The organism is Dyella humi, from assembly GCF_044904605.1.
Lineage (GTDB): Bacteria > Pseudomonadota > Gammaproteobacteria > Xanthomonadales > Rhodanobacteraceae > Dyella_B > Dyella_B humi.
Genome location: NZ_JADIKI010000023.1, coordinates 156,619 through 181,968 on the forward strand (window position 1 = coordinate 156,619; position 25,350 = coordinate 181,968).

The following is a 25,350-nucleotide window of genomic DNA, read 5'->3' on the forward strand; positions in this document are numbered from 1 at the left end:
TGACCGATCTGTCAGAACTTGTATTTCGCCTGGAAATTGACTTCTCGCCCTTCGATGGAGCGCGCGAGGATCACACCGCCGGTGCTGGCAGCGCCGAGCACACGGCTGTTGCCTTCGGTCAGGCCGATCTGATTGGTGACATTGGTGCCCTGCAGCCGGTATTCCCAATGCTTGCCCACGTCGGCCACGACGCCGACGGCAAGATCGTAGTAATGCCCTAGCGGCTGCAGTTCCTGCTGATCGCTGTAGTGGCTGCCGATGTATTCATAGGTAACCCATGCGCTCAACGAACCCCAACTGGTTGGCATGACGTACGAAGGTGTCAGGCGCGCCTGGAACGTCGGTTGGCGCGCCAGCTGATAGCCGTTGAAATCGTTCTTGGAACTGCACACCACTACGAGCGTTGATGTCTGGTAGGTGTAGCAACCGTCGCTGTGCGTGTAGTGCGAGTCCTGGTAATCACCGGACAAGGTCACCGAAACATGTTCGAGCGGTTTGATCGTGGTATCGAAGTTGACGCCTTTGGCGTCGGATCCATAGATATACGACACGTTTTCTGTCGTATTGCCCACGGCCACCAGCAGGCTGTTGCGCGCACCGCTGAAGATACGGCGATAGGCGGTGATGTCGGCATAGATCCAGTCAGCCTGATACTTGAAGCCCACTTCCATATTGTGGATTTTTTGCACCGGCACATCGAGGCTGGTGAGCAGATCCGTAAAGGCCGGGAAGTGCACGCCGTCGTTCACGCGCACGTAGGCGCTCATGTTGGGATTGAAGGTGTAGTTGGCACCGATCGTCCAGGAAGGCGCCGTCTTGCCGAGATAGGTATGCTGAGTGCCCGGGGTAAGATGCAGCGCATTGTTGTTGTAGAGCGTGTAGGGATCATCATCCAGATCACCGGTGGCAGTATTGGCCTGGACGACTTTGACGTACTGGTATTCGTCGCGCACACCGGCATCGAACAGCCAGTTGTCCACTTTCCAGCTATCGGTGAGGAAGAAGGCCGTGTTGACGGCGGAACCTTGCATGTCGAGCACGAAGGTCGGGCCGGTGACAAACCCTTGGGGACTGGCAAGCTGCCAAGTTTGAGCGCCATTGCTCAGGCTCACCGCGATGGGCGTGGGATTGTTCTTGGCCTGCAGCAGCATGTCGCTGCCCTGGAAAGCCGTTTCGTTAGCGGAGTAGCTCGCGGTGTAATTGCCCAACGTCAAAGTATTGCCGTCGAACAATTCCTTGCTGATGTGGAACTCATTGCTGAAAACATGGAAGCGCTGCTGGACGTAGCGCAGCTCCATGGGCACCACGTTCTGGTTCATCGCCGCTGCGCCACCGGTGGTGTAGGTGGCCGTGGCGGCTAAACCCGCTGGTAAGTGATCCGCTTTTTCGGCATTGGCGATGTAGGTGGACAGTGGCAATGGATTGCTGCCCGTACTGAAAAACGCGAGTACTCCTTCGGTGCCGCCATTGAAGCCAAGCTTGTCGGAAAGCGTCCAGCCGTTGCCAAAATCCCAATCGAAATTGGCGCCAGTGAAGAACACCTCGGGACCGCGGCCATTGGCCAAATTGACGTTGACGCCGCCTGGCGTGCAGCCGGCGGTGTAGCAAGGCGTGGTTTGCAGGAATTCGTATTGGTCCGCCTTACTGCCCAAGGTGCCGGTGAGCGGATTGAACCCGGGATACGCGGAGAACTGGCCACGGCTCGGATTGAGAATCGGCGTATCGACCACGAACTGGTTTTTGTCGTTGACATAGCGTCCGAAGAACATCAGCGAGCCGTTGTCCCAGTCGCGCGTCAGAGTTGCTGTCAACTGGCCGCCTTTGTCGGCGGTGAATTGCGGATCGCGCACGCCATCGGACTGGCGAAAGAAGCCGCCGACGCTGCCGTACCAGTTGCTGCCTTTGCTGAGAGGAAAGCCGACGAAACCGTCGACGCGCACCATGCCTTCCGAGCCCACCGTCAGGCCGACGTCACCGGAAGGTACATCGGTACCTTGCTTCAGGATGAAATTGGCGAACAAGCCAGGCTGGCCGGTGCCGTACAACACAGCCGGGCCGCCCTGCACCAGTTCGGCGCGCTCGATGGTGTCGTCCAGGCGCAGCAGCGAACCTTGCTCCAGATTGCCGAGCCCTGCCATCGGATAGAAGGGCACACCCTGCAGACCGATCGTGACGTAAGGCGAGCCACCGCTGCCAGGAAAGCCGGCCACTTCAATGTTGGCGCCGGTCTGGCCACCTGACGATTCCACGTGGAGGCCCGGCGATGCCTTGAGCACGTCGTTGGCGCTGGTCGTGTTGAGTTGGTTGATCTGGTCCAGGCTCAACGTGGTGATCGAATAGCTGGCGTCGAGTTTCTTGACGCCGCCGAACGCTGCGTTGCCGGTGACGACGACCTGTTGCAAGTCCTTGATATTGCCGTTGTCCGTGTCGGCAGGGTGATTCTTATCCTTATGGGCATCGCCTTGCGGTGATGCCGTATTTACCGATGCGGCCTCTTGCGCCCAGGCGGGGCTGAGGGCGCCCAGGATGGCGACGGCAAAGAGGGTTCGCGGAAGCAGCGCGCGAGTGGCGAGCCTTGTCATAGTTATCCCCAAAGTCAGAAGCTGAAGTCAGTCGAATATATTTAGCTACTTTAAGTAGATTATTAGCAACACTTTTCAGCTTCGTGACAAGCATTTCGGGGCTAAAATCTAGACAACTTGTAGAAAATCCAAACGATAGGCACAATAATTTACGTACAAAAGTAGATAAATGACCGAAATGACGATGAACTGCGACCTGGGCTTCAACGAGCGACGGATCCTCGACCTGCTGCGCAGCCGTGGACCGATGTCACGCGCCGACCTGGCGCGCATGACCGCTTTGACCACGCCAAGCCTGACCCGGCTGGCCCAAACGCTCTCGGATAACCAACTGCTGTTGGAATTGCACAAGGTGCGCGACGGCCAGCGCGGCAAGCCAGCGCAGCTCATCAAGCTCAATCCCGATGGCGCGTTTGCCGTGGGCATTGCCGTGCAGTCGGAATACCTGTCGGCCTGCATCATCGATTTCGAAGGCCAGCCGCGCGCCACCGTCACTCACAATCTGGCCGAGGCCGATCCGGATGTCGTGGCGACGCTTTCGGCCAACATGCTCGATCAACTGCTCAGTGATGCCGGCGTCTCGCGCAAGCGCGTGCTCGGCGCCGGCATCTGTATGCCGGGCACGGCCATGGGTGAATACGGCACGGGCCTGAAGTTGGCCAGCAAACATTCCTTTCCGGCGGAATACAGCGCTTGGCTGCCGCTCGACATCTCCAAGCACTTCGAACAGGCCTTGGCGCTGCCTTGCTGGCTGGAAAACAGCTCCAAGGCATCGGCCCTGGCCGATATGTATTTTGGAGCAGGCCAACGCCTGCGCAATTTCGCCGTGATCCATATCGAATATGGCATCGGCGGTGGCCTGATTCTGGAGCGTCGCCACTATCGCGGCACCCTGGGACGCGCGGCCGAATTCGGCGGGCTATATCCCTATGACAAACCCCGGCCGTCCGGCCGCGACCTGCTGCTTTTTCTGGCCGGGCGGATGAGCAAACCGCCCAAGCTGATCCGCGACCTCACGCAAACCCATCTTCCCGATTTGCTGATCGCCGAATGGGTCGAACGGGTCGGGCCGCAACTGCTTGAGCTTTCCCGCTATCTCAGCGTCGCCCTTGATATCGAGGCCATCGTGTTCAATGGCCTACTGCCGCTACCCGTATTTATCCATATCGCGCGCATGCTGCGCGAGCAACTGCCGCGCAACATGCCCCCTGGCCTGAGCGTGCCGGAGATCATCGTTTCGCAACATGCCAAGTCGGGTCTTGAGCTGGGCGCGGCAAGCCTCCCGCTGCACTTCATGACCTCCGCGGCGTCCCACAAGGCATAGCGGCGAGCATGGACCGGGCAAGCCAAAAGCGCGGGGCGAGACGCATCAGCCGATCGACCACGGACGCTAATCCATGCCGCAAAATGGCAACACGCACCTGATACGGTTGCTTATTCAACGAAGCCATCGTCCGCAGCTCCCGTGCAACTCGTCTACCGTCATTTCATCTGGCGCTACGCGCTGGCTCATTACGGAAAGAGTTTGTTCTGGTACGCAAGCGAGCTGCTTTTTCCTTTCTACCTGACGGAAATCGGCCTGTTCAGCGGGTGGATCATGGGCCTGGTGATCGGCTCCAGCCTGATGTTCAGCGTGTTGGCGGATCTTGTCGTTGGATGGCTGAGCCGGCGCTACCTGTCCAGCGCGCGCCGAGCTGGGCGTTGCCAGATCGTCGGTGCCTCGTTGAGCGTCGTCTCGATCCTGAGCTTCTTTGCCTGCGTGTGGATGCCGTCAGCATGGCGCATCGAATACGCCATGGCGTCACTGCTATGTTTCCGCTTTACCTACGCACTGTATGACATCGCCCAGGACGTGCTGGTCAATCTGGCGACGAACGGGCGCGCCCAGCGTTCGCATTTGTCCGGCGTGCACTTCACCTTCAGTGGCATCGCATCCATCACGGTAGCGACGCTCGTGACGCCGATGGCCGCTATGCACGCCGGCAAGACGCATGCCGAGTTTTTCATGCTGGCAGCGCTCCTTTCCGTCGGCGCGCTGGCTTCGTCCTTGCAGCTTGGCAGCTATCTGAAGCGGTCCGGAGAAAATTCGGGCGAACTCATACGTTCATCCAGCCAGCATCAAGACACTGCACCGCCGATGTTCTACTTCGTGCTGACTTTCTTGCTGGCGCTATGCGGCCCGATGTTTGCGAAGGTTGCGCCGTACTACGGCACCTACGCAATGCACCAACGGTTTGCGGGAACCATCATGGTCTCCCTTTACTCGCTGGGCATCGCCTTGGCTTTTCCCTTACTGGCGAGCGCCATGCACGGGATGCCGCGCAGGTTAGTCATGGTTCGCGCCGCGCTCTTCATGGTGGCCGTAAGTGCCGTCATCGTGGGCTTGGGATGGGTCGACGCATACGTGCTTTACGGTGCCGCTTTCGCATTGGGCATTTCGTGGGGCATCCTTTGCATTCTATGCTGGTCAGGGTTTGCCGATGCCATCTCGCGCAAGCAGACGCGTGCAGTGAGTTTCGACTATGCGCAATTCCTCGCTTCGGCCAAAGCTGGATTGCTGCTGGCGGCAGTCCTGATCGGCGCGACGCTCTCGTCGCTGGATTACAAATCCACACAGGCCCATTACCTGATGCCCTTGATGGCCACGCCGTCGATCGTGGCCGGCGTGGCGCTGGTACTGTTGGTTTGCTGGAAGCATCGCCAAACCGCGTGGGCCGGATCGATAGGCATCGAACACAGCCCCCAATAACACGATCAACGAAGATGGATTGACCAACTTCGCTGTCGAAAAGCGGTTCCAGCTTTCGCTGGAATGACCGTCGCGTGGAGTACGTGCAGGAAGGTCATCAGCAGATCATGCAGCGTTACAACTCCTGACTGACCTTGTTTTCCAATGCCTGCGAAGAAGCAGCGGCAGCCGCGCCCATCACCTGACGGTTGACGAAATACATCAATACGAACGATGCCAGCGTCGTGAACACCAAAATGTCACCCAGCACGTCGAAGTGCAGCAGCCTGCCGTCGCCCGTTTGGACCACGACCATGCCGCCCAACATCGCAGCAAGGCCACCGGACATCTGCTGCAACGAAGAACTGATCGACATGTACGCGCCGCGATCGGAAGGTTTCGGCAGACCGGACATCAAGGCGGACGAGGAAATGATGCGCGAGAAAATGCCAACCTGCAGCAGCGCGCTCACCGTGATCAGCGTCCACAGCGGCACGTTGGAAAGCCGCGTGTAGATCAGCACCATCACGATCGTCATCGCGCAGCCGAAGGCGAACACGCGGAACTTGCCGAAGGTGTCGCTGGCCCGCCCCAGCAACGGCCCCATCACCGCCGACACCAGGCCCGTGATCAGATACACCACCGACAGCATCTCGATCGAAATACCGACGTTGTGCACCACAAACAAAGTGGAGTACGGCATCAGCATGAAGCCGCCCATGGTCAGCAACGCCGTGGTGATGAAACCAATCAGATAGGAACGTGTCGTCAAGGTATGCAGCAAGTGATGCAGTGGATTCTTGTCCTGACGCAACGCCAAGTGCGCATTGACTGGACGCAGGCGCCCGATGATCGCGCCACCCACCACCGTACATACCACCACGATTAGGAAGAACGGCGCATTCCAGCCCCAATGGCTGGACAGATACAGGCTCAACGGCAAGCCCAATACCGTGCTGGCCGCGAATGCCGACTGGATGAAGCCCATCACGCGTCCGCGCATCGACAGCGGAAACAGGTCGGTGACGATGGCCATCGATGCCGCGCCCACTACTCCCGCGAACATGCCGGTCACCATGCGCGCCAGCAGCAGCAGCGTGTAGGTGTGGGCAAGCGCGCAGAACAAGGTGCCGAGCATAAAACCGCTGTAGAAGATCAGCAGCAGCTTTTTCCGGTCAAAGCGATCGGCAAAGCCCGCCGCGAGAATGCCCGACACGCCTGCGGCGAACGCATAGGCCGATACGACACGACCGAATTGCTCGGGCGTGATGTGCAGGGCCGGCACCACCAGCGCGCCCAATGGCGCCAGCAGCATGAAATCCAACACGATGGTGAATTGCAGGAAGGCCAGCGCGGCCACCACGAATTTCTGATAGCCGGAAAAACCCGTGCCGCCCGGTTCGGCGGCATGCAGCGACGAAGAACTGGTCACAACGACTCCTATGGCGACTGCTGTCGAGCGCCAAGCGGTTGGGGACAAGGTGTAAGATATAATTTAGATATATCGAAATCAAGTGCCACGTGACCGGCCGAACCGGATTGCCGCATACCTGCACCACACAAACACCCGCTGCATCACGTTGGTCCACAGCGGCGATTGATTCCGCTCTTGCGCTGCGCTAGCGTTGCCCGCCATGGCAAAGCCCACTTCCGCTCCCGCTGAAACCACCTCGGTCGCCGACTTCGAGCACTCGCTCGACGAACTGGAACAACTCGTGGCACGCATGGAAGGGGGCGAGATGAGCCTGGACGAATCGCTCAGCGCCTTCGAACGCGGCATCGGCCTGTATCGCCATTGTCAGCAGACGCTCGACCAGGCCGAACTGCGCGTGCGCTTGCTGCTGGATCCGGATGCACCGGACACAGCCGAATCGTTCGAGCCGGAAGCCTGATTCGGCCCTATCCCCGGTTGCGTCATACGCATAGCCGCCATTCCGCGAAAGCGGGAATGACGGCTATGTAGGATTGGGCGCGCTTGCTGATCCTCGCCTACTTGATCAAGCGCAACGCATACGGATAGCGATAACGCACGCCTTCGTTCGCCTTCACGCCGGCGATGATCGTGAGCACCAACCACGCGATGCCGATGATCACCCACAGTGGAATCGCGATGATCAGACCGATGCCGAAGGTGATCACCGAAAGTATCAGCAAGACCAGGGTGGCGATCGCCACGGTGATATTGAAGTTCAATGCCTCTTTGGCCTGATCAGCCACGAAGGGCATGGTGTCCTTCTTCACCAGCCAGATCACAAGCGGGCCGATGAAACATCCCCAGCCCGCGCCGAGCGAAGCGGTGAGCAAAGCCCCAAGCAAGGCCGACAGATGCGCGAACATGGCCCAGGTGCGCTCTTCGGCGGAAACATCCCCACCGATGGGCTCGCTCGGTGGAGGCGGTACAACGGACTCGGGCGGAACGCTCATGGCGCATCTCCTTTCAAGTCGTGCAAACGCCGGCCCATGCCGGTGCGAAGCATCCTAGCAGGGTGCGCAGGAACTTGCCGTCATGCTTACGACCTATTCGCCCGCGATGGTCATGCGCTCTAGCAGAATCGAGCCGGTTAGCAGATGCGAGCGCTGATCGACGTCGTTGCCCACCGCCACGATGCTCATCAACATGTCGCGCAGATTGGCGGCAATGGTGATCTCTTCCACCGGATAGGCGATCTCGCCGTTCTCCACCCAGAAGCCCGCGGCACCGCGCGAGTAATCGCCAGTGATGGTGTTGACGCCCTGCCCCATCACCTCAGTGACCAGCAGCCCCGTACCGAGCCGGCGCAGCATGCCGTTGAAGTCGTCCGCTGCGCCGCTGTCGGCGTGGCCCGGCTCGACCACCAGGTTGTGAATGCCACCCGCGTTGCCGGTGGATTCCAGCCCGAGCTTGCGCGCGGAATAGCTGCCCAGGACATAACGGGCCAGTACACCGTTCTCGATCAGCACGTTGTCACGCGTGGCGACGCCTTCCGCATCGAACGCGCCGGAGCCTTGTCCGCGCTGCAGATGCGGGCGCTCCACGATGTTGAACCATGCAGGCATGATCTGCTTGCCGGCGTGGTCGAGCAGGAAGCTGGCGCGGCGATACAGCGCGCCGCCGCTCACCGCGCTCACCATGTGGCCGATCAGGCTGCGCGCGATTTCCGGCGCGAACAGCACCGGACATTGCCGCGTAGACAGGCGTCGCGCGCCCACGCGCGCCAGCGTGCGCTCGGCGGCTTTATCGCCAAGCGCCTGCGCGTTCATGAAATCGCCGGCGCTGCGCACGCTGTCATACCAGTAGTCGCGCTGCATGCCGGCATCGTCGCCGGCGATCAGCGCGAGCGACAGCGAATGTCGCGTGCCGCGCTCGCGCCCCACGAAGCCGTGCGAGTTGGCATATACGGACAGGCTCTCGCCCATCTGCACGCTTGCGCCATCGGAATTGGTGATGCCAGCGTGCGTGCGCCCGGCCGCTTCGATTGTCTGGCCCAGTTCGATCGCATCGGCGGTGTCGATCGCCCACGGATGCCATAGATCCAGATCGGGAAATTGCGTGGCCATGCGCGCGGCATCGGCCAGCCCGGAGGCCGGGTCTTCTTCCGTGTAGCGCGCGATAGCACAGGCCTGGTCCAGGGTGGCCTGGATGGAATCGGCATGGAGGTCTGCCGTGCTGGCCGAACCCTTACGCTTGCCAAAGTACACGGTCAGGCCGAAACCGCGGTCGCGCGTGTGCTCTACCGTTTCCACCTCGCCCAGCCGCACGTTCACGTTGAGGCCGGCGTCGATACTGGCCGATACCTCGGCCTGGCTGGCGCCAGCGGCACGGGCACGGCGGATCACGTCTTCGGCCAGTTCGGCCAATCGGTCGAGTTCGCGCTGGCTGGTGTCCTGACTAATGGCAACTTCGCTCACGTGGGTGTTTCCTGCGGGTTGGTGGCTACAAAATGGATACAATATGTGGACATGGGGCCGCCCAGACCCATTGCCAATGTTCGAATCCAGAAGGTTGCCACAGGAGCGGCCATGTCTATAACCACCGGCATCTACCGTCACTACAAAGGCCAGAGTTATCGCGTGATCGGCACCGCCCGGCACAGCGAAACCATGGAAGAGCTAGTCGTCTACCAGGCGCTCTACGGCGACTACGGCCTATGGGTGCGGCCGGCCGCGATGTTCGCCGAATCGGTAGAACTGGAAGGCGAGCCGATTCCCCGCTTCGCCCTGATCGAGGCCACGCCACCGGGCGATGTCGCTCACGCTGACCGGAAAACCCCGTGAACCGCACCTACACCGACGATCCCGAACACGACTACGGCCCCACACGCACACAGCAGCGGCGCGACGCGTTGGCCGTGCTGGCGTTCGCCTCGCAACTGGTGGAGCTGCCGCCGACCAAGCTCGCGCGCGCCAACCTGCCGGAAGACGTGCTGCGGGAAATCGATCATCTGCGCCGCATCACCTCGCACATCGCTCGCAAGCGCCAGCTTGGCTTTCTTGCCAAGGTGATGCGCCGGCACGACGACGAAGTATTCGATGGCGCGCGTGCGTTGCTCGGCGAAAACCGCGACCAGCAACGCAAGGAAACCGCGGCGATGCATCGCATGGAGGCGCTGCGCGAACGCTTGCTGGATAGCGACGACGCTTTCCAGGAACTGATCGATCAGCATCCCGACATCGATCGCCAACACCTGCGCTCGCTGATCCGCCAGGCACGCATCGAGCGCGAGGCAAACAAATCGCCGCGGGCGTATCGTGAAATCTTCCAGTTGCTGAAGCAGCTCGCCGACGAAGCAGACAATACGTAACAAGCGCAGCCGTCTATAGCATCAGCTCCCGTCGCACGGCCGTATCCTCAGCAAACCGCAACACGGATATATCACCCAAACGCGCGTGATAAAGCGCCAGTGTCAGCTCATGGCGGCCGAACGTGACGTGCGTTTGCGCGCGCCTCGCAGCCGCGCTGCATGTCTTCCGCGATGGCCGGATACTCATTCATCCACCACGATGCGAACAAGCCCTGCATCGCAGTCATCGCCTGCAGCGACGGTCGTTTCCATCGACATGGTCATGCCGAGCTAACTCAGCTCCGCATGAATTTGCTCGCGAACTTTATGGCGCCTTCATGGACAAACCAACATGAACGCCATACAGACGAAGTAGATGTTACGCACAGCGTCAGGCGCTTGTCCTTGATATAACGCTTTCAAAAGCCCGTAGCACGTTGACTTACTAAGGATGGCTCCATGCCCCCGATCGAGCTGCTTGATTTGGAACTTGCTCCCGGCCTGTCCCCGTTGGAAACCTTCATAGCGTGTGCCCACCAGATGCTCGATCCGGCCACTCCCGAGCACGTATGTCGGGCCATGGAGCCGAGGTTGCTGGCACAGCTCCCCGTATTGCGCGCGCTGGGTGTGTTCGAATTGCTTGAGGTACGCGACCCTGCCATGCGCGCCTGGCTCAACGACGAACTAACGGCACTGGTGACGCGCGTGCCGCAAATCGTGTCAGCATGAGTCCGCCCGCCCGGTCGTTGATGACGCGCCGATCGATGGAGTAAAACATCGCGGCTGGCTGCCAAGGCAACGCGTGCAATGATGGTATGCATGCGGGATGGGTGACGGGCTTGCCTTGGCGAGTACCGCCTCGCGGTAATGGACGCCACACAGCATTTGACCAAGGGCTGTTCGATGTCTTCAGAAGACGATTCATCACCCATCGCTGCCGCAAGAGAGCACGCGCTTACCATCATTGCCAGTGCAACGATCTTGGCGCTGCTGTACGTCGGCAGAGCGGTGCTGATCCCGATCACCCTTGCATTGCTGTTCAGCCTGCTAATGGCTCCGCTGGTTCGTGTCTTCCGCAAAGGCGGGCTCGGGCATGGGCTCTCCGTCATGATCGCCGTGCTCGCCCTGGCGCTCTTTGTAGGCGGGCTTGCAACCACGATCGGCTCGCAAGTTGTGCGCCTGGCCATGAGCCTTCCGCAATACGAGGCGACGATCAGCGCCAAGGCGCAAACCCTGCGCGAGATGTCCCTGGGGCGCATGCAGGCGATGCAAGGCGAAGCAGGCAAGGTCCTGCGCCAATGGAGCGGCGAGGAAACCGGGACGCCGGCGCCAACGGCGGCAACTCAGAATCTTGTCTCTTCCACTCGCCTCGTGCCGGTGGAAGTACATGCACCGCAGCCCAGTCCGCTGGAGATGATCACACGCGTTTTTTCCTCGGTTTGGGCGCCGCTGGAAACGGCGGGCATTGTGCTGGTCGTGCTCGTCTTCGTGCTGCTTGAATATGAAGCGTTGCGGGATCGTTTTATTCGTCTCGCCGGCGGCACCGATCTGCGGGCGACGACGATGGCCATCAACGATGCCAGTTCACGGCTTTCGCGATTTTTCGTGTCGCAGTTTGCCGTCAATTTTGGCGTGGGCGTGCTGATCTTTGTGGGTTTGGAGATCATCGGCGTGCCCAACGCACCGTTGTGGGCCACGCTCACCGCGATCATGCGATTCGTGCCGTATGTGGGTGTCTGGCTGGTGGCGATTCTCGCCACCGTGCTGGCGGCGGCCGTCAGCCCACATTGGTCGTTGATGCTTATGACGCTGGGGCTGTATGTGGTTATCGAGATGATTGCCGCAGAACTCGTAGAGCCGCAGTTATATGGGCACAACACTGGACTGTCGCCGCTTGCGGTCGTGGTGGCGGCGATTTTCTGGAGCTGGTTGTGGGGGCCAGTCGGGCTGGTGGTGTCCACGCCGCTGACACTGTGCCTGGTGGTCGCAGGGCGTCATGTCAAAGCACTAAGCATGCTGGATATTCTGTTAGGCGACATGCCGGCGCTCACTATGCCGCAGCACTTTTATCAACGCGCGCTATCAGGTGATTCGGATGAAATCATCGCCAGCGCGCGTGTGTTCCTGAAGCGACGTACCTTTGCCGCATACTGCGATGCAGTGTTGCTGCCGGCGTTGCAGCTCGGCTGGATGGATTTGTCGCACAAGACCATCAGCCCCACGCAGCAGGTCAAGCTGCGCGGCGCCATCGTGAGGGTTATCGAGTCGCTCAGTGGCGAGACGCCTAAGGCATCGCGCTGGAAAAGATCCCGCCCGTCGGTGCTGAGCGATTCCAGCGTTGGCCGCGTGCTGCGCCAGCGGCGCGAAAGTGAGAGCGGACGCTGGCAAGGCTCGCTTGCGGTGGCGCCAGGATCGGTCGTGCTTTGTGTGGAAATAGGCGGGCCGCTGGATGACTTGGCGACGGAAATCCTCGCCCGCGTCCTGCGCGGCCTACGCATCGATGCCCGCCATCTCTCGGTCGAGGACATGAACGCGTACGAGGCGGAGCCTCATCCGGAAGCCACGCCCAACAGCGTATCGATGGTTTACGTCGTGAGCGCCTTGCCGAGCAAGGAATGGGAAAAGGGCGACAACCTGGCTGCCGATATGCGCCGTCGATTCCCTGACGTGTGCCTCATCAGCGTGCTGTTGCCAGAGTTGCTGGCGATCCCCGCGGCACAGGAGGCGTTCGCCACCGTTAACCACGCTGCCCATTCGTTTGAGGAAGCGGCGCAACAGGCCATCGCCCGGTTTCCCGATAACACCAAGCAACCAAAGAGAGCAGCTTGATCGGCGCGTGTGGTCGGTGACACCACGTTACTCATCCACGCAATGCGCGTGAATCAGGATGCAGTGCCACCCACTGTCATGCTCTCCACGCGCAGCGTCGGCTGGCCCACGCCCACCGGTACGCTCTGGCCGTCCTTGCCGCACACGCCGATACCTTCGTCGAGTGCGAGATCGTTGCCGATCATCGACACGCGCGTGAGCACGTCCGGGCCGCTGCCGATCAGGGTGGCGCCTTTTACCGGTGCGGTGACTTTGCCATCTTCGATCAGATAGGCCTCGCTGGCGGAGAACACGAACTTGCCGTTGGTGATGTCGACCTGGCCGCCGCCGAAGTTCACCGCGTACAAGCCCTTCTTCACCGAGCGGATGATGTCCTGCGGATCGTGCTGGCCGGCCAACATGTAGGTGTTGGTCATGCGCGGCATCGGCAGTTGCGCGAAGGATTCGCGACGACCGTTGCCGGTAGGCGCCATGCCCATCAGGCGCGCGTTGAGCTTGTCCTGCATGTAGCCCTTGAGAATACCGTCCTCGATCAGCGTGGTGCACGAGGTGGGCGTGCCTTCGTCGTCCACACTCAACGAACCGCGACGACCCGGCAAGGTGCCGTCGTCCACCACGGTCACGCCCGGCGCGGCGACGCGCTGGCCCATGCGGCCAGCGAAGGCGGAACTGCCCTTGCGGTTGAAGTCGCCTTCTAAGCCGTGACCGATCGCTTCGTGCAGCAGCACGCCGGGCCAACCGGGGCCGAGCACCACGGTCATGGTGCCGGCCGGTGCGTCGACGGCGTCCAGGTTCACCAGCGCCTGTCGCACGGCCTCTTCTGCGAAGGCGTGGGCACGACCGTTTTCCAGCAATTCGCGATATCCATAACGGCCGCCACCGCCTGAATAACCCTGCTCGCGGCGTCCGTTCTGCTCGACGATCACCTGCACGGAAAGGCGCACCAGCGGGCGCACGTCCGCCGCCAGCGTGCCGTCGGAGCCGGCAATGAGCACCGTGTCGAGCGTGGCGTTCAGGCTCACGATCACTTGCTTCACGCGTGGGTCGCGCGAGCGCGCATAGGCATCCACCTCGCGCAGCACGGCGATCTTCTCGGGGTTAGGCAGGCTATCGACTGGATCGATCGCCGGATAGAGCGGCTTCACGCCGTTCACCGCCAGCGGCCGGCCTGCGCCGTTGCCGCCCTGCGCGATGGCGCGCGCGGCCTTGGAAGCGTCCAGCAACTGCGGCAGTACGATCTCGTCAGAGTAAGCAAAGCCGGTTTTCTCGCCGCTGATCGCGCGCACGCCCACACCTTGCTCGATGGAATGGCTACCGTCCTTGACGATGCCCTCCTCCAGCACCCACGACTCGCTGCGCGAATGCTGGAAATAGAGGTCGGCAGCGTCGATGGACGGCCCCATCAGCTGGGTGAACACGCGCTCGAGGTCGCCGGTGGCCAGGCCGCCAGGAGTGAGCAGGCGACTTTCCGCTTGGGCGATAAGGGGATTCATGCGAGGGCCACCGTGGCGTTCAATGCTGGAAGAATGAAAGTATGGGCGAATCGGGCTGCTTAAAGTGCACACTCACGAAGAGCAAGCTCACGGCTGCGCCGATGAACTGGCGCTCGCTGGCGCGCTCACCGAGCTGGTCGACGCCGGCGTGTTCTGCGGGCTCTCGCCGGCGGACGTAATCACCGGCTTATCCCAGCTGCCCGTGATGCGATAGTGCTGGATGGCCACGTGATTGAGACCCTTGCCCAGCACGGTCTGCACCGCCAGACCTGCCGCCGCACCGATCGGACCACCGACCACCGCACCGACCAGCGGCAGGCTGTTGCCGATGTGCGGAATCACAGTCATCTGCTGGTCGTAATCCTTGTTGCGCAAGCCGGTGCGGCCGTTGATGCGGATCTCCGCGGCAGGACCGTGGATTTTCAGGTTGTCGGTCGTGGCGTTGCCATTGCCGAGTTTGAAGTCGCCCTTGATCAGGTCAAAACCGAAGCCTTTGCCAAACACGTCGCTGAAATTGAACGACAGGCGGCGCGGCAGATCGACGATGGATGCGAGTCCGAACAAACGGCCGACGCCGGGCGATGCCTTGGGAATGTTGCCGTTGGTGACATCCACGCTGAGCGTGCCGTCCATATTGCCAAGCTCGAATGTCCATGGCCCACCGGGCCAAGTGGCGTTGAGCTGAGACTTGGTCTTGCCGCCGTCGAAAATGCCAGCAAAGCCGAATGCAGTCAGCATGTCGCCCAGGTTATTCGCGGTGAAATCCACGCGCAGATGCGTGCTGCTCTTGGTGGGCGTGCCGTTCCAGTCGCCGCTGCCGCTGACCTGCGCGCTCCGCGATTGCGTGGAAAGCTGATCGATGTGCATGCCGTCGGGCGTCGGCCAGGTTTCCAGCCGCGCTTCGCCGAGCTTGGCTTCGTCCAGACGCAAATCGTGCGCCCAGAAATGCAGCGGCGGAATGCTGCGCGGATCGATGCCCGTGCTGGCCGGATCGGTAACAGGCACGGGCACCGGCGCTTCACCCGGTTTCTTAGCGGGCACGGTCGGCTGCTTGGGCCAGTGCATGCGTTGCAAACGCGCGGTGATGCCGCGCTTGTTCAAATCCACCGTCGGCACGCTGAAGTGGCCGGAGGCAGCGGTGCTATCCACATCCAATTCCAGCGTGTCGAGCTTCGGCTCGGCAGTGACGTGCATCTGCGCGAAATCGCGACCGAACACTTCCGCATGCTCGGTGGTGACATCGATCGTCTCCAGACTTATGCCGTCACCATGGGCGCTGCCGCCGATGGATTGCTTCACCCAGCCGGTCACATCCAATTGCGGCGCATCGCCGCGAATACGCAGCCCCTTGGCCGGAAGCTCGTCGGGCATCTGGTCGCCGAATGCGAACGTGGCGGCGAGCGGTGATTGCGCACTGTTCGGCAGGCGCAACCGTCCGCGCACCATCGAGCCCAGTACCACTTGCACTTCCGTGCCTGCGGTCGGCAAGCCGAGCGATACATGCAGCGGCAGCGTGCTATCCGCCGGCTTGTTCAGCGGCACCGGAAAATCCAGGGTTACGCCGGATAATGGCGAATCGATGCTGAGCGTTTGGACGTCCGAACCGCCATCACTCCCATGCGCAAGCTGATAGTCGATGGTGAACTGGCTGCGCCCGCTGGCCACGTTGCCCAGCCAGTTCAATTGCGGATAGTCCTGCAGCAGTTCCGGCACGGTGTAACTGCCGTCAAGTTTGGCAACCAGCGGCACATTCGGATCGCCCGTCGCGCCGGCGATTGCCAGATCCACTTGCGTGGGTTCGCCGTGGAATCCACCTGCAAGTGGTCCGGCATGGAAACCATGCTTATCGAACGTGGCCGGGCCGTTGAGCTTGTCGAGCTGCAGCTTCCACTCCGGCGCGCTGAGATCCACGTCTTTAAACTGCGCGGTGCCGTCAAGCAGAAAATCATGCATGCTCTTCATCGGCAGCGACAGGTGAAAATCGAAGCTGCCTGTGCCGCCCAGTTTCAACTTGGCGAGCACATCCGCATGCTTGTTCGCGATAGGGCTGTTACTGACGAAGTTGAGTAGATCCGAAGCATTGCCCTCGCCATTGAGGTTGAGATCGAGCGTGGAATGCGCCAGCTCGGGAATCACCGCAACGGCACGATTTATTTTCGCGCCAAGTGAGCTGCCACTCGCTTCCACCAGCAGTCCCGCATCGATGAAGTTGGCGACGCCCTGCACGTGCTCGGCCACGGGCCAGTTCTTGCCATAGCTCAGCGTAAGGTCGCTAATGTCGAGGCGTGCCTCGAAGCGGCCCTCGTTGTGATGGAACGGCCAGTTGGCCAGGCTGCCGCGCAACAGCACCGCTGCGTCATCGAGGTGACCGGCGACGAAGGCCTGGTCCAGCCAGTCGATGACGTGCTGGTTCAACGAGTCGCTAGGCCAGAACAGCTTGGCCGCGGTGATATCCCCGTGCGTCAACGCGAGATACAGATCGACAAAGGGACGCCCGCCCGTGATGGGCGTGGCGATCTCACCCTGCGCGTTGCCGCCATATCCCTCGCCTTCGAAATCCAGGTTCGCAATGCCGATGTGGGTGTCTTCCGCATCGCGCCAGGCTGCGACGTCGGCGGCCAGGTGACTCATCACCAGCGGTTTGCGGAAGGTGTGAGGAGCGTTGATCGTGACGGCTTGTGGAGGCAACTCCAGCGATGTGGCCTCCGCATCGCCGCGTACCTCACCGTGCAGGTGATCCACGCCCGGCACCTTGCCGACGGATGCAATACCGAAGTCGTCGAACACGGCATCCAGTTGTTGTGTCCCCGCCGCAGCACTCCAATGGAATACGGCATGCTCCAGCAAACCATGCGGCTGTCCCTGCGCCAGCGATTGCAGCAATCCCGGCGGAAGCCAAGCGCGTAGCCCCAGCCATGGCATCAGTGGCGCAAGCTGCAGCTGCTTTGCGGTGCCGGTAATCTCCGCCTGCGGCGTGCCGAGATGATTGATGTCCACGCGCAGCGCGCCGCCATCGTGATCGGCCCAGCGCACGGTATAGCCACCACTATGGCGACTCAGTTCGGCCAGCCCGTTCAACTGCGTGACGCTCGCCTTGATGCCTTCCGGATTGGTGACAGCGAGATTGCGCACATCGAGCTGGAACAGCTCGCGCACGACCTGGCTGTCGTGCCAATCCATCCACACGGCAATGTCGCCCTGGCCACTGTTGATGGCGTAGCCGCCCATATCGAAACCGGCCGCCATGCCATGCAGATCGGCGTTCTTCGTAGAAAACCAAAGCTGCCCGCTGGCACCGTCATCGCGGAAGCGGCCGGCGGCCTGCAGCACGCCGGTGGCACCGAGCCGATGCACGCGCGCGCCCACATGAATGTGGCTGCCCTGGTGTGTCAGGCGCAGTTGATCGGCTAGCAGCGTGTAGTGCTCATTAATGAGCTGGTCGTTGATCTCCACCCGCAGGTTGTCCAGCCACAGTTCGACCGATAGATGGCCCAACGAAATGTTCTGGCGCTGTGCACCGCCTGCGGTGCCGATGCCGTTGATATGCCAGCGGCCGTCCGCATCGCGCGTGAGATCCACCTCAAGCCCACTGGCCTGCATATTCAGCAGATGGCGCGAAGGCAGCAGCCAGCCGCCAAAATCCAGCTTTAGATCTACCTCTGGCACGTGCAGGGGCGTGCTGCCCTCGACGGCTCCGAAGGTGACATCGCGCATCATGAAGCGCGGGCCGGATGGCTCCCAGCGTCCTTCCAATGAGGTGAAGCTCACCGGCCGCTGCAACCTGGCACTAAGCTCCTGCGCCACCCACTGTGGATGCTTTGCCAGCAGAGGCAGCAGCACCTGTGCCAGTGCCGCAGAGATGGCGAGTGCAATCACCGCCACGCCGACCGTCCAACCAAGCACGCGCGTGAGACGACGTGTCCATGCTTTCCACTGCATGCTCACCGGATACCCACGCTAAGAGTCGGTTCGGTGTCTCCGCGTAACCCGCGTTGCGTCTGAGCGGCCGTCAGGTGGTAGCGCGCGGCACAGGCCAGACTGGCCTGGTCAAGTCGCGGGCTGCCGCATGACGGCCGCTCAGGCGCAACCCGAAGGGCCGAGGCTGTTTGCCCGCAATCCTGCGTCCTCGCTCGGTTACGTATCGACATACGCGCCCTCGCTCCTCCTTGGCTTGCGGGTAAACAGTCTCGGCGCGGGTCACGCGGAGACACCGAACCGACTCTAAAGTAGTACAACATCGAACTGTTCCTGCGAGTAATGCTCCTCCGCCTGAAAGCGAATGCTCTTGGAAATGAACTCTTCCAATTCGGCTACCGCGGCGGACTCTTCTTCGAGAATGCGGCCCACCACTTTGGGGCTCGCCATCACCAAAAGTTTCTGCGCGTTGAACTGTCGCACGGCGCGGGTGATTTCGCGGAAAATTTCGTAGGTAACGGTCTCGGCGGTCTTCACCGTGCCACGTCCTGCGCAGGCAGGGCACGGTTCGCACAGCTGGCGCTCCAGGCTTTCGGTGGTGCGCTTGCGCGTCATCTCCACCAGACCCAACTGTGACATCGGATATACCGTGGTCTTGGCGTGATCACGTGCAAGGCCTTTTTCGAGCATGCGGATGACTTGACGCTTGTGTTCCTCATCGGTCATGTCGATGAAGTCGATGATGATGATGCCGCCGAGGTTGCGCAGCCGCAGCTGGCGCGCAGCCGACTGCGCGGCTTCCAGGTTGGTGCGATAAACGGTTTCCTCGAGATTACGTGTACCGAGATAGCCGCCGGTGTTCACGTCAATGGTGGTCATCGCCTCGGTCTGGTCGACGATCAGATAGCCGCCAGATTTCAGCGGCACTTCCTTGCGCAGCGCGCGCTGGATTTCGTCTTCCACGCCGTACAGATCGAAGATCGGCCGCTCGCCGGCGTAATGTTCCACGCGGTCGTCCAGGTTCGGCATGAACTTGTGCACGAACTTGGCGACCTTCTCGTAGGTTTCGCGCGAATCCACGCGCACTTTCTCAATATCGTCGTTGAGCAGATCGCGCAGCGCGCGCAGCGGCAGCGAAAGTTCTTCGTAGACGCGATCGCCCACTTTCGATTTCGCAATATTTTCCTGTACGACGCGCCACACTTTGCCAAGATAGGTGACGTCGAACGCCAGCGATTCGGCGGACTGCCCTTCGGCATTGGTGCGCACGATGTAGCCCAGAGGGTTCTCGCCGATCAGCGGAGTGAGCACCTCCTTCAGGCGCAGCCGTTCGTTGTCGTCCTCGATGCGCGTGGAGATGCCGAGCGTGCGCGCATGCGGCAGCAGCACCAGGTAGCGCGAGGGAATCGACAGATGCGTAGAAAGCCGCGCGCCCTTGGTGCCGATCGGGTCTTTCACCACCTGCACCACGATCTCCTGCCCCTCGTGCACCAGCTCGCTGATCGAGGGCATGTGACCGTTGCCATTGCTGGCGCTGACCTCCGCGCCTTCCGGCAACGGCGGCCGCACGATGTCCGAAGCGTGCAGAAAGGCAGCCCGCTCCAGGCCGATGTCGACGAACACCGCCTGCATGCCGGGCATCACCCGTTGCACCCGTCCCTTGTAGACGTTGCCGACATACCCGCGCCGGGACGCCCGCTCGACATGCAGTTCCTGCAGCATGCCGTTCTCTACCACGCCGACCCGGGTCTCGCGCGGGGTCATATTGATCAGGATTTCTTCGCTCACTTAAATTCCCCAAAGCATTCCGGCATTTATAGCCGTTAGCTGAGAGAACTGTCGATGCGTAGTGCACGCCTCCTGCTGTACTGCCGAGTTCGGTAAAGTGGTTCTCATGCGCATATCCAAAGTCGTTCCGCCTTCATCCGACAGCCCGATCCTCCCTGATGTTCTGCGACCCGGGCTGCGCCTGGTGTTCTGCGGCACCGCAGCGGGCAAGCGGTCGGCTCAGGAAGGGGCCTATTACGCCCACCCGGGCAACATGTTCTGGCGCGCATTGTTCCAGGCCAGACTCACACCGCGGCTGCTGGTGCCGCAAGAATTTCCTCTGCTGCCCGAATTCGGCATCGGCCTGACCGACCTGGCCAAGCGCCATGTAGGCAACGACGACGAACTGCCCAAGGATGCCTTCGACGTTCCCGAGCTGCTAGCCAAGATCGAAACCTACGCACCCAACGTGTTGGCCTTCACCAGCAAGCACGCGGCGCGTGCAGTGCTCGGGGCTGACATCGGCTACGGTTTGCAGCATCGTGCATTCGGTTCGACAGCGGTGTTCGTGCTGCCTTCGCCATCCGGCCAGGCACGTGGGCATTGGGATCTTGCACCGTGGGTGACGTTGGCCGCACACGCAGCAACTTAGGTTAGGGTTCGACTGCGCCTCACCTCAACCTACCGCACCGACATGCGGATCGTGCAGGCGCATCGTCGAAGGTCGATCGTCAAGGCGCAGCATGACATCGCAAGTAGGTACGACAACATGCATTGCCTCCGGCATATGGTTGCCATCATGAAAATTGTCTAGGCTGCTATCTTCCCGGCAACCTCCTATAGTCAGTCGATGCGAACCACGTTGCGTTCGCGAGGCTGATGGAAAGCATCGGTTATGTGGATCGTCAAAATCGCGCTTGAGCGGCCGCTCACCTTTATCGTTCTGGCGCTGCTGCTGCTGATCCTCGGTCCGCTGGCGATTCTGCGCACGCCGGTGGACATTTTTCCGAACATCGATATCCCGGTGGTCTCGGTGGTGTGGGGTTATACAGGCCTGCCCGCCGATGATATGAACAACCGCATCATCTCCGGGTACGAGCGCGCGCTGACCACCACCGTCAACGACATCGAACACACCGAAACGCAGTCGCTCAACGGTGTCGGCCTGGTAAAGGTGTATTTCCAGCCGAACGTAAAAATCGACATGGCAGTGGCGCAGGTCACCGCGATTTCGCAGACGGTACTGAGGGGCATGCCGCAAGGCACCAACCCACCGCTGATCCTGGTCTATAACGCGTCCACCGTGCCAGTGTTGCAGTTCGCGCTGTCGTCGAAGGAATTGTCGGAAACCGCGATTTTCGACGACGCAAACCAGATCGTACGCACCTTCGTGACATCCGTGCGCGGCGCGGCCACGCCCTATCCGTACGGCGGCAAGCAGCGGCAGGTGCAGGTGGATATCAACCCGCAGGCACTAATCGCGCATGGCTTGTCGCCCAGCGATGTGGTGACGGCGATCGGCGCACAGAATCTGATCCTGCCCGCCGGCACGGAGAAGATCGGCGACACCGAATACAGCGTGAAGTTGAACGGCAGTCCTCAGCAGATCGAGGAACTGAATGACGCTCCAATTCGCACCGTCAACGGCATCACTACGTATATCCGCGACGTGGCGCATGTACACGACGGTTCGCCGCCGCAGACCAACATCGTGCGTGTAGACGGCCAACGCGCCGTGCTGATGTCGATCCTGAAAATCGGCAACGCGTCCACGCTGGATATCGTCGATAGCCTGAAAGGCATGCTGCCGGCGATCCGTGCGGCGATTCCGCAGAACCTTGAGATCAATTCGCTATCCGATCAATCGATCTTCGTGCGCGCGGCGATTTCCGGTGTGATCCGTGAAGGTGTGATCGCGGCCGGGCTCACCGGGTTGATGATCCTCTTGTTCCTGGGCTCGTGGCGCTCGACGCTGATCATCGCCATCTCCATTCCGCTGTCCATTCTCGCCTCGATCATTGCACTGTCAGCGCTGGGCGAGACGATCAACATCATGACACTGGGCGGCTTGGCGCTGGCGGTGGGCATCCTGGTCGACGACGCCACGGTGACGATCGAGAACATCAACTCGCACTTGGAAGAAGGCAAGGAGGTCTACGACGCGATCATGGAAGGCGCGCACCAGATCGCGATACCAGCGTTTGTGTCGACCTTGTCGATCTGCATCGTGTTCGTGCCGATCTTCTTCCTTGGCGGCGTGGCGAAGTACCTGTTCGCGCCGTTGGCCGAGGCAGTGGTGTTTGCGATGCTCGCCTCTTACGTGCTGTCGCGAACGCTGGTGCCGACGCTTTCGCTGTTCTGGCTGAAGAAGCATGAGCACAACAAGCAGGCGAGCGGGCCTCTCAGTCACTTCCAGCTCGCGTTCGAACGTCGCTTCGAGCGCCTGCGCGAAGGCTATCGCGGCGCGCTGGAAACCACGGAGCGTCATCGCGGCCTGTTCGCGATTCTGTTCTTCGCTAGCTGCGCGCTGTCGGTAGGTTTGCTGGTGCCGTGGCTGGGGCGCGATTTCTTCCCCTATGTGGATGGCGGACAGATCAAGCTGCACTTCCGTGCGCCGGTCGGTCTGCGCATCGAAGAAACCGCACGACTGGCGGACGGCATCGAAGGCGTAATTCGCGATACCGTACCCAAGCAGGAGCTGGCCAGCATCGTCGATACGCTCGGCATCCCCTACAGCGGTATCAATCTTTCCTATAGCAATACCGGTGTGGTGGGCACGTCCGACGGCGACATCTTCGTGACACTCAACGAGGATCATCACCCCACCGTCGATTACGTGCGCAGCCTGCGTCGGCAGCTCGCGCAGAAATATCCCGGTGTGATCTTCTCGTTCCTGCCGGCGGACATGGTCGGGCAGATTCTGAACTTCGGCGCACCAGCGCCGATCGATGTCGAGGTATCCAGCCACGATGCCAGTGCATCGGCCAAGGTCGCCACGGAGCTTTACGGCGATCTGCTGAAGATTCCCGGGTTGGTCGACCTGCGCATCCAGCAGGCGCTCAATCTGCCGCAGATCAACGTGAACGTGGATCGCACGCGCGCGAGCCTGATCGGGCTTACCACGCAGGATGTGGCAAGCAACCTGCTCACCGCGCTGGCCGGTTCCTCGCAAGTCAGCCCTACGTTCTGGGTGGATCCGAAGACCGGCATCAGCTACTCCATCGCCACGCAAACGCCGCAATACAACATCGATACTTTGCAGGCGTTGAAGAACTTGCCGATACGCAGCACATCCGGCAGCAGCGTGGCGAGCAGCAGTTCGTCCACTTCAGTCGTAAGCCAGACGTTGCAGAATCTTGCCGGCTTCTCGCGCAGCCAGGGCCCCGCGGTCGTCACGCACTACAGCACGCGTCCCACCATGGATCTGTACGCCTCGGTGGATCGCACGGATCTGGGCAGTGTGGCCAGCGACGTGCAGCGCGTGGTGGCGGAACATTCCAAGCATCTGCCGCGCGATGTGAACATCGACGTGCGCGGTCAGGTGCAGACCATGCAGGCGTCCTATCGCGGGCTGATCGGTGGTCTCTTGTTCGCGATCGTGCTGGTGTATCTGCTGATCGTGGTGAATTTCCAGAGCTGGCTGGACCCGTTGATCATCATTGCCGCCCTGCCCGCCGCGCTGGCCGGACTGGTGTGGATGTTGTTCCTCACCGGTACAACGCTATCGGTGCCGGCGCTGATGGGTGCGATCATGTGCATGGGGGTGGCAACCGCCAACTCGATTCTGGTGATCAGCTTTGCGCGCGAGCGGCTGGCCCATCACGACGACCCGGTACGGGCTGCGATCGAAGCCGGCTTTCAGCGTTTCCGCCCCGTGCTGATGACGGCGCTGGCGATGATCATCGGCATGGTGCCGATGGCGCTTGGCTTGGGCGAAGGCGGCGAGCAGAACGCGCCGCTGGGTCGAGCCGTGATCGGCGGCCTGCTGCTGGCCACTGCTGCCACCCTATTCTTCGTACCGACCTTTTTCAGTCTGCTGCACCGGCGCCGCAAGGCGCGTCGGGATGCGGCTGCAGCGTGAGAACCGATCATGTCCAGTAATCATTCTGCTGCCAAGCCTTCGCGCGGTGCCCGACTCGTTCTCATCGGACTCTGCGTCGTACTGGCCGCGCTGGCGATCTTCGGCATCGCCAAGCGTGTGCATGCGCGTCACGAGCTGGCCGAGGACACGCACCGCAACGCCATCGCCACGGTGGCGACGATCGCGCCGAAAGCCGCGCCCAAGGATCAGGCCCTGGCCTTGCCGGGCACCGTCGCCTCCTGGCAAGACGCGCAGGTTTATGCGCGCACCACCGGCTACGTCGCGAAGTGGTACGTCGATATCGGCGCCAAGGTGAAGAAGGGCCAGCGCCTGGCCGACCTGGATACGCCCGACGTGGATAACCAGTTGCTGCAAGGCAAGGCCCAGATGCGCACTGACCAAGCCAATGAAACGTTCGCCAAAGTTACCGCGGACCGTTACGCGAAACTGGCAACGCAAGGTTTGGTGGCGCAGCAGACGGCCGATCAATACTTGGCGCAGTACAGGGCGGACGTCGCTACGGTGCAGGCCGATCAGGCTAACGTGGCGCGCCTGCAGAATATGGAAGATTTCAAGCATATCGATGCGCCGTACGACGGCATCGTCACGCAGCGCAACTTGAACATCGGCGCACTGGTCGATGCGGGCGCCAGCGGCAGCAACTTGTTCGTGATCGCCGATACCAGCAAGCTGCGCGTGTACGTGGATGTGCCGGAAACCTATGCCGCCAGCGTGCACATCAGCATGCCGGCCGACGTTACCTTGAACACCTACGGTGCCAAACCCATCGTAGGCACTGTGGCGCGCACGGCCGATGCTCTCGATCCGAACACGCGCACGCTGCGCACGGAAATCGACGTGGACAATGGCGATCAGTTACTGGTGCCCGGCGTGTACGCCAACGTGAAGCTGGCGTTGTCGACGGCCACGCACAATTACATTGTTCCGGCCAACACGCTGCTGTTCCGCAGCGAAGGCTTGCGCGTTGCCCTGGTGGACGGACAACAGCACATTCACCTGCAATCGGTGACGCTCGGGCGCGATTTCGGCAGCACGGTGGAGATTACCGAGGGCTTGAACGACAACGACCGCATCGTGCTTAGCCCGTCCGATTCGCTGTACGAAGGGCAGCAGGTGAATGTCACCGGGCCGAATCAAGCACAGAAGCAACGGATGCCGTGATGTAGCTTCTCCC

The 25,350-nt window shown here is 61.3% G+C and carries 17 protein-coding genes; 10 read left to right on the top strand and 7 right to left on the bottom strand.

Features of this window, described 5'->3' with window-relative positions:
* Positions 1 to 11: 11 nt before the first annotated feature.
* A complete protein-coding gene (locus tag ISP18_RS11835; protein WP_380006346.1) occupies positions 12 to 2,582 on the bottom strand; it encodes a TonB-dependent receptor in 2,571 nt (856 codons plus the stop codon).
* 169 nt (positions 2,583 to 2,751) lie between these two features.
* On the opposite strand from ISP18_RS11835, the gene ISP18_RS11840 reads away from it, so the two are divergent.
* Both ISP18_RS11840 and ISP18_RS11845 read left to right on the top strand, forming a co-directional pair.
* Complete coding sequence (locus ISP18_RS11840; RefSeq protein WP_380006343.1) at positions 2,752 to 3,906, top strand: ROK family transcriptional regulator; 1,155 nt, start codon at positions 2,752 to 2,754, stop codon at positions 3,904 to 3,906.
* 141 nt (positions 3,907 to 4,047) lie between these two features.
* Positions 4,048 to 5,331: an MFS transporter gene (locus tag ISP18_RS11845; protein ID WP_380006340.1), complete on the top strand. Its 1,284-nt coding sequence runs from the start codon at positions 4,048 to 4,050 to the stop codon at positions 5,329 to 5,331.
* A gap of 115 nt (positions 5,332 to 5,446) precedes the next feature.
* On the opposite strand, the gene ISP18_RS11850 is transcribed toward ISP18_RS11845, so the two are convergent.
* Complete coding sequence (locus tag ISP18_RS11850; protein WP_380006337.1) at positions 5,447 to 6,742, bottom strand: MFS transporter; 1,296 nt, start codon at positions 6,740 to 6,742, stop codon at positions 5,447 to 5,449.
* 202 nt (positions 6,743 to 6,944) lie between these two features.
* Between ISP18_RS11850 and ISP18_RS11855 the strand changes: the two genes are divergently transcribed.
* Positions 6,945 to 7,202: an exodeoxyribonuclease VII small subunit gene (locus tag ISP18_RS11855; protein ID WP_380006334.1), complete on the top strand. Its 258-nt coding sequence runs from the start codon at positions 6,945 to 6,947 to the stop codon at positions 7,200 to 7,202.
* A gap of 97 nt (positions 7,203 to 7,299) precedes the next feature.
* On the opposite strand, the gene ISP18_RS11860 is transcribed toward ISP18_RS11855, so the two are convergent.
* Both ISP18_RS11860 and pmbA read right to left on the bottom strand, forming a co-directional pair.
* The gene (locus ISP18_RS11860; RefSeq protein WP_380006332.1) at positions 7,300 to 7,734 is read right to left on the bottom strand and encodes a DUF4870 domain-containing protein; all 435 of its coding nucleotides are present in this window, start codon (positions 7,732 to 7,734) and stop codon (positions 7,300 to 7,302) included.
* 93 nt (positions 7,735 to 7,827) lie between these two features.
* Entirely contained in the window at positions 7,828 to 9,198 is a 1,371-nt protein-coding gene (pmbA, locus tag ISP18_RS11865) for a metalloprotease PmbA (RefSeq protein WP_380006328.1), read from the bottom strand.
* A gap of 111 nt (positions 9,199 to 9,309) precedes the next feature.
* Between pmbA and ISP18_RS11870 the strand changes: the two genes are divergently transcribed.
* The 4 genes from ISP18_RS11870 (at position 9,310) to ISP18_RS11885 (ending at position 12,899) form a co-directional block, all read left to right on the top strand.
* Complete coding sequence (locus tag ISP18_RS11870) at positions 9,310 to 9,564, top strand: DUF1653 domain-containing protein (RefSeq protein ID WP_380006325.1); 255 nt, start codon at positions 9,310 to 9,312, stop codon at positions 9,562 to 9,564.
* On the top strand, positions 9,561 to 10,091 hold the full coding sequence (gene yjgA / locus ISP18_RS11875) for a ribosome biogenesis factor YjgA (RefSeq protein WP_380006322.1): 531 nt from the start codon (positions 9,561 to 9,563) through the stop codon (positions 10,089 to 10,091). Before ISP18_RS11870 ends, yjgA begins: the two co-directional genes overlap by 4 nt.
* 438 nt (positions 10,092 to 10,529) lie before the next feature.
* A complete protein-coding gene (locus ISP18_RS11880) occupies positions 10,530 to 10,799 on the top strand; it encodes a hypothetical protein (protein WP_380006319.1) in 270 nt (89 codons plus the stop codon).
* Positions 10,800 to 10,973: 174 nt separating this feature from the next.
* Positions 10,974 to 12,899: an AI-2E family transporter gene (locus tag ISP18_RS11885; RefSeq protein ID WP_380006316.1), complete on the top strand. Its 1,926-nt coding sequence runs from the start codon at positions 10,974 to 10,976 to the stop codon at positions 12,897 to 12,899.
* A gap of 53 nt (positions 12,900 to 12,952) precedes the next feature.
* Here the strand turns inward: ISP18_RS11885 and tldD are convergent, their stop codons facing one another.
* The 3 genes from tldD to rng all read right to left on the bottom strand — a co-directional run bounded on the left by tldD (position 12,953) and on the right by rng (position 20,095).
* A complete protein-coding gene (gene tldD, locus ISP18_RS11890) occupies positions 12,953 to 14,392 on the bottom strand; it encodes a metalloprotease TldD (RefSeq protein WP_380006314.1) in 1,440 nt (479 codons plus the stop codon).
* An 87-nt stretch (positions 14,393 to 14,479) separates the two neighbouring features.
* Positions 14,480 to 18,331 (bottom strand): YhdP family protein, encoded by a 3,852-nt coding sequence (locus tag ISP18_RS11895; RefSeq protein WP_380006311.1) that lies wholly within the window; start codon positions 18,329 to 18,331, stop codon positions 14,480 to 14,482.
* Between the two features lie 282 nt (positions 18,332 to 18,613).
* Positions 18,614 to 20,095, bottom strand: a complete 1,482-nt coding sequence (gene rng / locus ISP18_RS11900) for a ribonuclease G (RefSeq protein WP_380006308.1) — start codon at positions 20,093 to 20,095, stop codon at positions 18,614 to 18,616.
* 106 nt (positions 20,096 to 20,201) lie between these two features.
* Here rng and ISP18_RS11905 point away from each other — a divergent pair, with 106 nt between their 5' ends.
* From ISP18_RS11905 to ISP18_RS11915, 3 genes are all read left to right on the top strand, one after another.
* Positions 20,202 to 20,726, top strand: coding sequence for a mismatch-specific DNA-glycosylase (locus ISP18_RS11905; RefSeq protein ID WP_380006305.1), 525 nt, complete (start codon positions 20,202 to 20,204; stop codon positions 20,724 to 20,726).
* A 243-nt stretch (positions 20,727 to 20,969) separates the two neighbouring features.
* On the top strand, positions 20,970 to 24,155 hold the full coding sequence (locus ISP18_RS11910) for an efflux RND transporter permease subunit (RefSeq protein WP_380006302.1): 3,186 nt from the start codon (positions 20,970 to 20,972) through the stop codon (positions 24,153 to 24,155).
* A gap of 9 nt (positions 24,156 to 24,164) precedes the next feature.
* On the top strand, positions 24,165 to 25,337 hold the full coding sequence (locus ISP18_RS11915) for an efflux RND transporter periplasmic adaptor subunit (RefSeq protein ID WP_380006299.1): 1,173 nt from the start codon (positions 24,165 to 24,167) through the stop codon (positions 25,335 to 25,337).
* The last annotated feature ends 13 nt before the right edge of the window (positions 25,338 to 25,350 follow it).

Coding starts and splice junctions, on each gene's coding strand:
- ISP18_RS11880 (WP_380006319.1), top strand. CDS start 10,530: ATGCCCCCGATCGAGCTGCTTGATTTGGAACTTGCTCCCGGCCTGTCC.
- ISP18_RS11870 (WP_380006325.1), top strand. CDS start 9,310: ATGTCTATAACCACCGGCATCTACCGTCACTACAAAGGCCAGAGTTAT.
- ISP18_RS11905 (WP_380006305.1), top strand. CDS start 20,202: ATGCGCATATCCAAAGTCGTTCCGCCTTCATCCGACAGCCCGATCCTC.
- ISP18_RS11910 (WP_380006302.1), top strand. CDS start 20,970: ATGTGGATCGTCAAAATCGCGCTTGAGCGGCCGCTCACCTTTATCGTT.
- ISP18_RS11860 (WP_380006332.1), bottom strand. CDS start 7,734: ATGAGCGTTCCGCCCGAGTCCGTTGTACCGCCTCCACCGAGCGAGCCC.
- tldD (WP_380006314.1), bottom strand. CDS start 14,392: ATGAATCCCCTTATCGCCCAAGCGGAAAGTCGCCTGCTCACTCCTGGC.
- ISP18_RS11915 (WP_380006299.1), top strand. CDS start 24,165: ATGTCCAGTAATCATTCTGCTGCCAAGCCTTCGCGCGGTGCCCGACTC.
- ISP18_RS11835 (WP_380006346.1), bottom strand. CDS start 2,582: ATGACAAGGCTCGCCACTCGCGCGCTGCTTCCGCGAACCCTCTTTGCC.
- ISP18_RS11855 (WP_380006334.1), top strand. CDS start 6,945: ATGGCAAAGCCCACTTCCGCTCCCGCTGAAACCACCTCGGTCGCCGAC.
- ISP18_RS11895 (WP_380006311.1), bottom strand. CDS start 18,331: ATGCAGTGGAAAGCATGGACACGTCGTCTCACGCGCGTGCTTGGTTGG.
- ISP18_RS11885 (WP_380006316.1), top strand. CDS start 10,974: ATGTCTTCAGAAGACGATTCATCACCCATCGCTGCCGCAAGAGAGCAC.
- ISP18_RS11840 (WP_380006343.1), top strand. CDS start 2,752: ATGACCGAAATGACGATGAACTGCGACCTGGGCTTCAACGAGCGACGG.